Source organism: Spartinivicinus poritis (genome assembly GCF_028858535.1).
In the GTDB taxonomy this organism is placed as follows: domain Bacteria; phylum Pseudomonadota; class Gammaproteobacteria; order Pseudomonadales; family Zooshikellaceae; genus Spartinivicinus; species Spartinivicinus poritis.
Genome location: NZ_JAPMOU010000033.1, coordinates 54466 through 61925, shown reverse-complemented (window position 1 = coordinate 61925; position 7460 = coordinate 54466). Strand labels below are relative to the sequence as shown.

General features: G+C 42.2%; 4 protein-coding genes and 3 tRNA genes. 6 read left to right on the top strand and 1 reads right to left on the bottom strand.

The window, feature by feature from the left end; genetic code table 11:
- Window positions 1-177 precede the first annotated feature (177 nt).
- Window positions 178-1704: a SpoIIE family protein phosphatase gene (locus ORQ98_RS20640; RefSeq protein WP_274690713.1), complete on the bottom strand. Its 1527-nt coding sequence runs from the start codon at window positions 1702-1704 to the stop codon at window positions 178-180.
- A 445-nt stretch (window positions 1705-2149) separates the two neighbouring features.
- Between ORQ98_RS20640 and alaS the strand changes: the two genes are divergently transcribed.
- From alaS to ORQ98_RS20610, 6 genes are all read left to right on the top strand, one after another.
- A complete protein-coding gene (alaS, locus tag ORQ98_RS20635; RefSeq protein ID WP_274690712.1) occupies window positions 2150-4753 on the top strand; it encodes an alanine--tRNA ligase in 2604 nt (867 codons plus the stop codon).
- Window positions 4754-4943: 190 nt separating this feature from the next.
- Window positions 4944-6179 carry an aspartate kinase gene (locus ORQ98_RS20630; protein ID WP_274690711.1) on the top strand — a complete coding sequence of 412 codons (1236 nt, stop codon included), beginning with the start codon at window positions 4944-4946 and terminating at the stop codon, window positions 6177-6179.
- A gap of 240 nt (window positions 6180-6419) precedes the next feature.
- Window positions 6420-6605: a carbon storage regulator CsrA gene (csrA, locus tag ORQ98_RS20625; protein ID WP_163834898.1), complete on the top strand. Its 186-nt coding sequence runs from the start codon at window positions 6420-6422 to the stop codon at window positions 6603-6605.
- Between the two features lie 60 nt (window positions 6606-6665).
- Window positions 6666-6758 (top strand) — tRNA-Ser (locus ORQ98_RS20620).
- 96 nt (window positions 6759-6854) lie between these two features.
- A tRNA-Arg gene (locus tag ORQ98_RS20615) sits at window positions 6855-6931 on the top strand.
- Between the two features lie 137 nt (window positions 6932-7068).
- Window positions 7069-7145: transfer RNA gene (locus tag ORQ98_RS20610), tRNA-Arg, on the top strand.
- Window positions 7146-7460 lie beyond the last annotated feature (315 nt).

Sequence of the window (7460 nt, the reverse complement as noted above, 5' to 3'; positions counted from 1 at the left end):
ATAAAAAAGTCGCTCAAGTGTATGAGCAGTTAAGCGACTATGGGGCTATTGCTGCATAAAAGTGTCTACAGTATTGATAACCAATAATACAAACCATTAACTAGCAAGCTCACCATTATATACTCTTCGCCAAGGCCAGAGACAGCAAACAATTATTAGAGGCGCCCTTAATTAGTTCTAAGCTAACCCGAGCATTAATATGGATATATCATCGGGTAATGGTTTTGTTGCTTGATCTTGAAAGGCTTGATATACATTCTCGATAGCTTCGGCAACAGGTTTAGTGCAATTGGCAAGCAATGTATTTTTTACTGTTTTTTCCAGTTGTTTGCGTCCTTTGGGTGTCTTGGCTGACTCAAACAAACCATCAGTGTACAGAATTAATTGCTGACCAGGATGAAATACAACTTGGGTTGTGTGGTAGGCTACATCGGGCATTAAACCAGGAAGGGGGCCAGAGCATTCAATGTCTTCTATGTGACCACCACTGATAAATAAAGGGGCAGGGTGGGCGGCAGATGAAATTAATAAAGTTTGTTCATCAATAATTCTAAGTGCGATACAAGTAACTATTGTCGCTTGCATAACATCATTAGTTTCTGCTGCTTTAGATAGAGCGGTTAAAATTTCACCTGGATCAGTATAATGTTGGGTACAGGCGTGGAATAATCCATGAAAAAAACCGGCAAAGGCATGGGCAAAAAACTTAGCTTGTTCGCCATGCCCCATCACATCTCCAAGAATAATAGTGTGTTGGTCAGCGCTTTTGTAAATAAAGTCTCCCCCTCCAGCAGTGGCTGCTTCCATTTTTAACGCCAATTCAAACTGGCCTAGTTTGGGTGGCACTTGTACTCGCAAAGTGTTGGTTACATCATGATCAAGTTTGTCACCTAAGGTAGCCTTGATGTGTTTAGATCTACTTAAAGAGCGCTCAATAGCGGCGATTAATTTCTCTTGTTTGGTTGGCTTTATTAAAAAGTCATCAATACCTGCATGAGAGGCAGAAAACTCTGTTTCAGCATGTCCGGTAAGAAAAATAAATGGCATATGACTGGTGGATTGGTTGGCTGCAAATCGTTGCCGTACTTCCAGGCCATTTAAGCCAGGCATTTCCATGTCTGAAATAACAATATTGACGGGGTGGCGAGTAATATCTGTTACAGCTTTACTTGGGTTTTGATAGACAGAAACTTGATAATTATCTTTTAAATAGTGCTTTAAAATAGCCAGTGTTGTGGCATCATCATCAATAATGGCTACGGAAGGCTTATTAAGAGGAGAATATAACTTGGTAATTTCAAAGCAGTTAAGAGATTGTTTATCAGATGCGGCCGTATACTGAAAACTTGGAAACCGAGACGACACTATACCTAAGCCTACCCCTCCTTCATGTAATTCCTCTGAGTTTAGCGACTGCTGACTTGTTTTTAGTTTACTGGCAAAGTCAGTAAATGGTCCTCCATCATCGAAAACCTGTAACACCCAGCGATTGGCTTCTTGAAAGAAAACAACCTGAATTGATTTAGCAGGAGGAGAGCTGTATTTGACCACATTAGTGGCTATTTCACTAAACGCAAGAGTGAAGTTTTGTTGAGCGTCTTCTGGCAAGTGGGCGGAGGACAGGATAGTAGTCAGTTTAAGTCTTAGTTGGCGGATGTTATTAAAGCTGGCTGGCTGCTGCTCATCCATAAACTTAAGTGTCATATCCTTGTCACCTATGTCAGGCCGGTCGATCCAGGTTATCAACTATTATCTTAGGGTATCTCTAATAGTGTAGCGAGAATTGAGAGAAGCAGGGGAGTAATAATAAATCGGTGAACTCTCTCAGTAATAGGAGTACTACAGGGCACCTGTTACTCCCTAGTGGCGTCTATCTGATAGAGATTTATTGAATGAGGAAGTTGTTGTATTGCATAAATACGGTAGAGGTGACTTTTTGAATCATGAATATTATTACATAACAAAATAGGATGAGAGTGACGTAAATCTTCTTATCGTTGTATAATCCCCCGTTTGTCATATTTGCTTAGCAATGTGTGAGTGTTTTTGCCCTGCGGCAATGTTGTCATTCATGAGGCAGCCACCATACATCGTACATTGTCATAAATAAGTGTAGATATATTTGATTAAGCCCTGATGGGACGCCACTATGAAAAGCGCAGAGATACGATCAGCATTTTTAAATTATTTTAAGCGCCAGGGACATGAGATTGTAGCGAGCAGTTCCCTAGTGCCGCCTGCTGATGATAAAACCCTGCTGTTTGCTAATGCAGGGATGAACCAATTTAAAGATGTGTTTTTAGGAAGAGAAGCACGCTCTTATACTCGGGCGACCACTGCGCAACGTTGTGTCCGAGCCGGTGGTAAGCACAACGACTTAGAAAATGTGGGTTATACCGCCAGGCATCATACCTTCTTTGAGATGTTGGGTAACTTCAGTTTTGGTGATTACTTCAAGCGAGAAGCAATTCGCTTTGCTTGGGAGTTTTTAACGGTAGAACTAAAACTGCCTAAGGAAAAGCTTTGGGTAACCGTTTATAAAGACGATAAAGAAGCTGAAGATATTTGGTTTAATGAAATTGGTATTGATCAAACCCAGTTTTCTCGTTTGGGAGAAAAAGACAACTTTTGGTCAATGGGAGATACAGGCCCTTGTGGTCCTTGCTCTGAAATATTTTATGACCATGGAGCTGATGTTGCGGGTGATCCTCCCGGTGGGCCGAATGATGATGGCGACCGCTATATCGAAATTTGGAACCTGGTATTTATGCAGTATAACCGCACGGTGGATGGCAAAATGGAGCCATTACCTAAGCCATCTGTGGATACGGGGATGGGGCTGGAGCGGATTGCTGCTGTTATGCAGCAAGTGCATAGCAACTATGAAATCGATATTTTTCAGCATTTATTAACAGCAGCTTCTGATTTATTAGGCGGAGTAGACCTTTCTGCTAAGTCGCTACGGGTTATTGCTGATCATATTCGCTCTTGTGCTTTTATTATTGCAGATGGGGTGCTGCCTTCTAATGAAGGACGAGGCTATGTACTGCGGCGGATTATCCGTCGAGCGATTCGTCATGGTAATAAACTCGGTGCCAAAGGGCCATTCTTCCATAAACTATTGCCTGCGCTGGTTGCTGTAATGGGTGATGCTTACCCTGAGCTAGCTGAAGCCAAACAGCATATAGAGCGAATTTTACTAAAAGAAGAAGAGCAATTTAGTAAAACCCTCGATAATGGAATGAAAATTCTTGAAGATGCTATTGCTGAGCTAAAAGGCAAAGTGATTCCTGGCCAGACTATTTTTACTTTATACGACACTTATGGTTTCCCAGTTGATTTAACTAACGATATTGCCCGTGAGCGTGAGTTGACCCTGGATATTGCGGGTTATGAAGCTTTAATGCAGCAAACCGCTGATGCTAATAGAAAGCGTAAGGTAACTGTCGACTATAATGCGGCCTTAAATCTGGAGGGGCAAACCGAGTTTACTGGTTATCAACAGCTGGCTCATCAGGCCACGATTAGCCATATCTTAGTCGGTGGTGAAGCCGTGCAACATGCTACTGAAGGGCAGCAGGCTGTATTAGTATTAGACCAAACCCCTTTTTATGCAGAGTCTGGTGGCCAGGTAGGAGATAAAGGCTTGCTACAGTGGGATGGTGGAAAGTTTGAGGTAACAGATACTCAAAGAGAAACTGATCATCACCTGCATATTGGTACGATTAAACAAGGTAAATTAACCATAGGCCAACAAGTAGAGTTGGTTGTGGACCAAGAAATACGCCAGGCTACTGCTTTAAACCACTCAGCTACTCATTTATTACATGCGGCATTGCGTGATGTGTTGGGTGATCATGTATTACAAAAAGGCTCTTTGGTTGATAGTGAACGACTTCGTTTCGATTTTTCTCATTATGAAGCCGTAACCCCAGATGAGTTGGCGCAAATCGAAGCCATTGTTAATGAGCAAATTCGTGCAAATACACCAGTAGCAGTGGAAATTACTGACATGGATACAGCCAAGCAAAAAGGTGCTATGGCTCTGTTTGGTGAAAAATATGGTGAGCAAGTGCGACTGTTAAGCATGGGAAACAACGGGTTTTCTGTGGAATTGTGTGGTGGCACCCACGTAGATCGTACCGGTGATATTGGTACGTTCGTAATTGTTGCCGAAACAGGTATTGCTGCTGGTATACGACGCATTGAGGCAGTGACAGGCAAGGCGGCATTTGCCTGGCTTAAGCAAAGTGAACAACATTTGCAGACGATTGCCAGCTGGGTGAAAGCCGGTCGTGATAATGTGGTAACCAAAGTGCAGGACTTGTTAGATCGTCAACGCCAGTTGGAAAAACAGCTAGGTCAATTACAACAGAAAATGGCTAGCTCGGCAGGCAATGATTTAATGGCCCAGGTTAAAGAAATATCGGGTGTGAAAATGCTAGCGGCAGAGTTATCTGGAGTAGACCAGAAAGCGTTACCTGACACGATTGACCAGTTAAAAAATAAACTAGGTTCTGGTGTTGTCGTGTTAAGTATAAAAGTAGCTGATGATAAGTTAGCAATTGCCTCTGGTGTTACTAAAGACTTGTGTGGTCAAATTAAAGCCGGCGATTTATTGAAATTTGTGGCAGAACAAGTCGGTGGTAAAGGTGGTGGCAGACCAGACTTTGCCCGGGGTGGTGGAAGCCAGCCAGAAAAGGTAGCAGAAGCATTGGCTTCGGTTGAGGGTTGGCTAGCTAACAAGCTTTAAGTCAAAAACTTGAAAATGGGTAGTGTGTACTGATTAACCATTCTATAATAAGTCGCTTTACCCTAATGTTGCTAAAGATGGCGAGAAACGATTTTTGGCCAAAAACCTATGCAGCATTAGGGGATACATTAGCTGAGTTATTGATTAGTTCGTCACACTTATAAATGCGGAATGCAAAAACTAACGTAATATGGCATTAATCGTACAAAAATTTGGTGGTACTTCTGTAGGCACCGTTGAGCGTATCCAAGAAATAGCCGACAAAGTTAAGACTTTTCGTGAGAAGGGTGATGATATTGTCGTTGTTGTATCGGCAATGAGTGGTGAAACCAATCGCCTGATTGAGCTTGGTAGTCAAATGCAACAAAAGCCAACTCCACGAGAAATGGATGTTTTGCTTTCTACTGGTGAGCAGGTAACCATTGCTTTATTAACGATGGCGTTAAATGAGCGGGGCTGTCCTGCCAGGTCTTATACAGGCAGCCAGGTTAAAATCAAAACTAATAACGCGTTTAATAAAGCTCGAATCGAAGACATTGAAAAAGAAAAAATGACCAATGACTTAGCTGCGGGTCGGGTTGTTGTGGTAGCTGGTTTTCAGGGCGCTGATGAAGAAGGCAATATCACTACTTTAGGCCGTGGTGGCTCAGATACAACAGCTGTTGCATTGGCTGCTGCACTGAAAGCAGATGAATGTCAGATTTACACGGATGTTGATGGTGTATACACCACAGATCCACGTGTTGTAGATAATGCGCGACGCCTGGAAAAAATCACCTTTGAAGAAATGTTAGAGATGGCCAGTTTAGGTTCAAAGGTGTTGCAAATTCGTTCAGTAGAGTTTGCGGGCAAATACAGTGTCCCACTACGAGTTTTGCATAGTTTCAAAGAAGGGCCAGGTACACTAATTACATTAGAAGATGAGGACTCTATGGAGCAGCCGCTGATTTCTGGTATAGCGTTTAATCGTGACGAAGCTAAGTTAACTGTTAAAGGAGTACCGGATATTCCAGGGGTTGCTTCTCGTATATTAGGTCCAATCAGTCGTGCCAATATAGAAGTCGACATGATTATTCAAAATGTCGCGGAAGATAAGACTACAGATTTTACCTTTACTGTACACCGTAACGATTACCAGCAAGCGATGGAGCAGCTGGAAGAAACGGCTAAAGAACTTGGGGCCAGTGAGTGTGAGGGTGATAATAAAATAGCTAAAGTGTCGATTGTTGGGGTAGGGATGCGCTCCCATGCAGGGGTAGCGACGACTATGTTTGATGCTTTAGCAAAAGAAGGGATTAATATTCAAATTATTTCCACCTCTGAAATAAAAGTATCTGTCGTGATTGCAGAGAAATATCTAGAGCTTGCGGTACGTGCATTACATTCAGCATTTGAACTTGATCAAGTGCCTGGCGGCGAAGGCTAAATAAACTCGCGTTTAGTGAAAATACGCATAGATTACACTCACCTAGCGACTACACTATATTTATAGGTGGGTGTATAAAATTTAATCATTGTTGCAGGCAGTGATAACATCTAACTAAATTGGTTTGATTCAGTAGTAGAAGAAATAGCAGCAACATCAGTATTTACAAGCCATTGAGATTATATAGCTTTGCAAGTAGCTGTGGTTGTTGTTTAATCTCAATAAGCGAAGGAGATAGTAATGCTTATTTTAACTCGCCGTGTTGGTGAAACTCTCATGGTTGGCGACGACGTGACCGTAACTGTCTTGGGTGTTAAAGGCAACCAAGTAAGAATTGGTGTGAATGCGCCAAAAGAAGTTGCTGTACATCGTGAAGAAATTTATCAACGTATTCAAAAAGAAAAAGAGGAAAAAGTAGGCAGCTAAATTTTTTTAAAAAGTACTTTGCTTTTCGCGCGAATCTGTTATTATTTCGCGCGTCGCTAAGGAGAGATGGCCGAGCGGCTGAAGGCGCTCCCCTGCTAAGGGAGTATACGGTTTGTAGCCGTATCGAGGGTTCGAATCCCTCTCTCTCCGCCAAAGTTTATTTGCCTGTTGTAGATGCTTTCATTTAGGCAAAGCTGAGCTGCAGTTTTGTTGGCTGTTTTGTTATAAGTAATGAAGTATCAAAGATGTGCGTCCGTAGCTCAGCTGGATAGAGTACCTGGCTACGAACCAGGCGGTCGGAGGTTCGAATCCTCCCGGACGCGCCATTTTTAAAAAGCCCGATTAGATCGGGCTTTTTTATTTTAGGTAAGCTGATTTCACTGTTTATAGCTCATTTGAACATAATCAAAAATTAGTTTGACTCTCATGGCAAAAAACTCTATATTACGCGCCCACAAGCAACGCGTCCGTAGCTCAGCTGGATAGAGTACCTGGCTACGAACCAGGCGGTCGGAGGTTCGAATCCTCCCGGACGCGCCATATACAAAGTAAGAAGAGAAATAAAAAACCCACAAGGTTATCCACATAATCTTGTGGGTTTTTGTGTGTGGCAATAATTAAGAAATTATTACCTTTCACTAATCATCGTTATGACTCCTCTATTAAACAATCTCCTTTATTTATAAAGGCTTTTCTAAAGCCATGATGTGTAGGTTGACAGCTTGGTTAAAAAAACAGCCACTCTTTCAAAGTGCTTTTAGCTCGACTTTGGTGTGATTTGATCAGAACAAATTAACAGGTTTATCCACAGTTTTTGTGGGTAACTAAATAGCTGGGCCTGTTGATAGTTTTGCC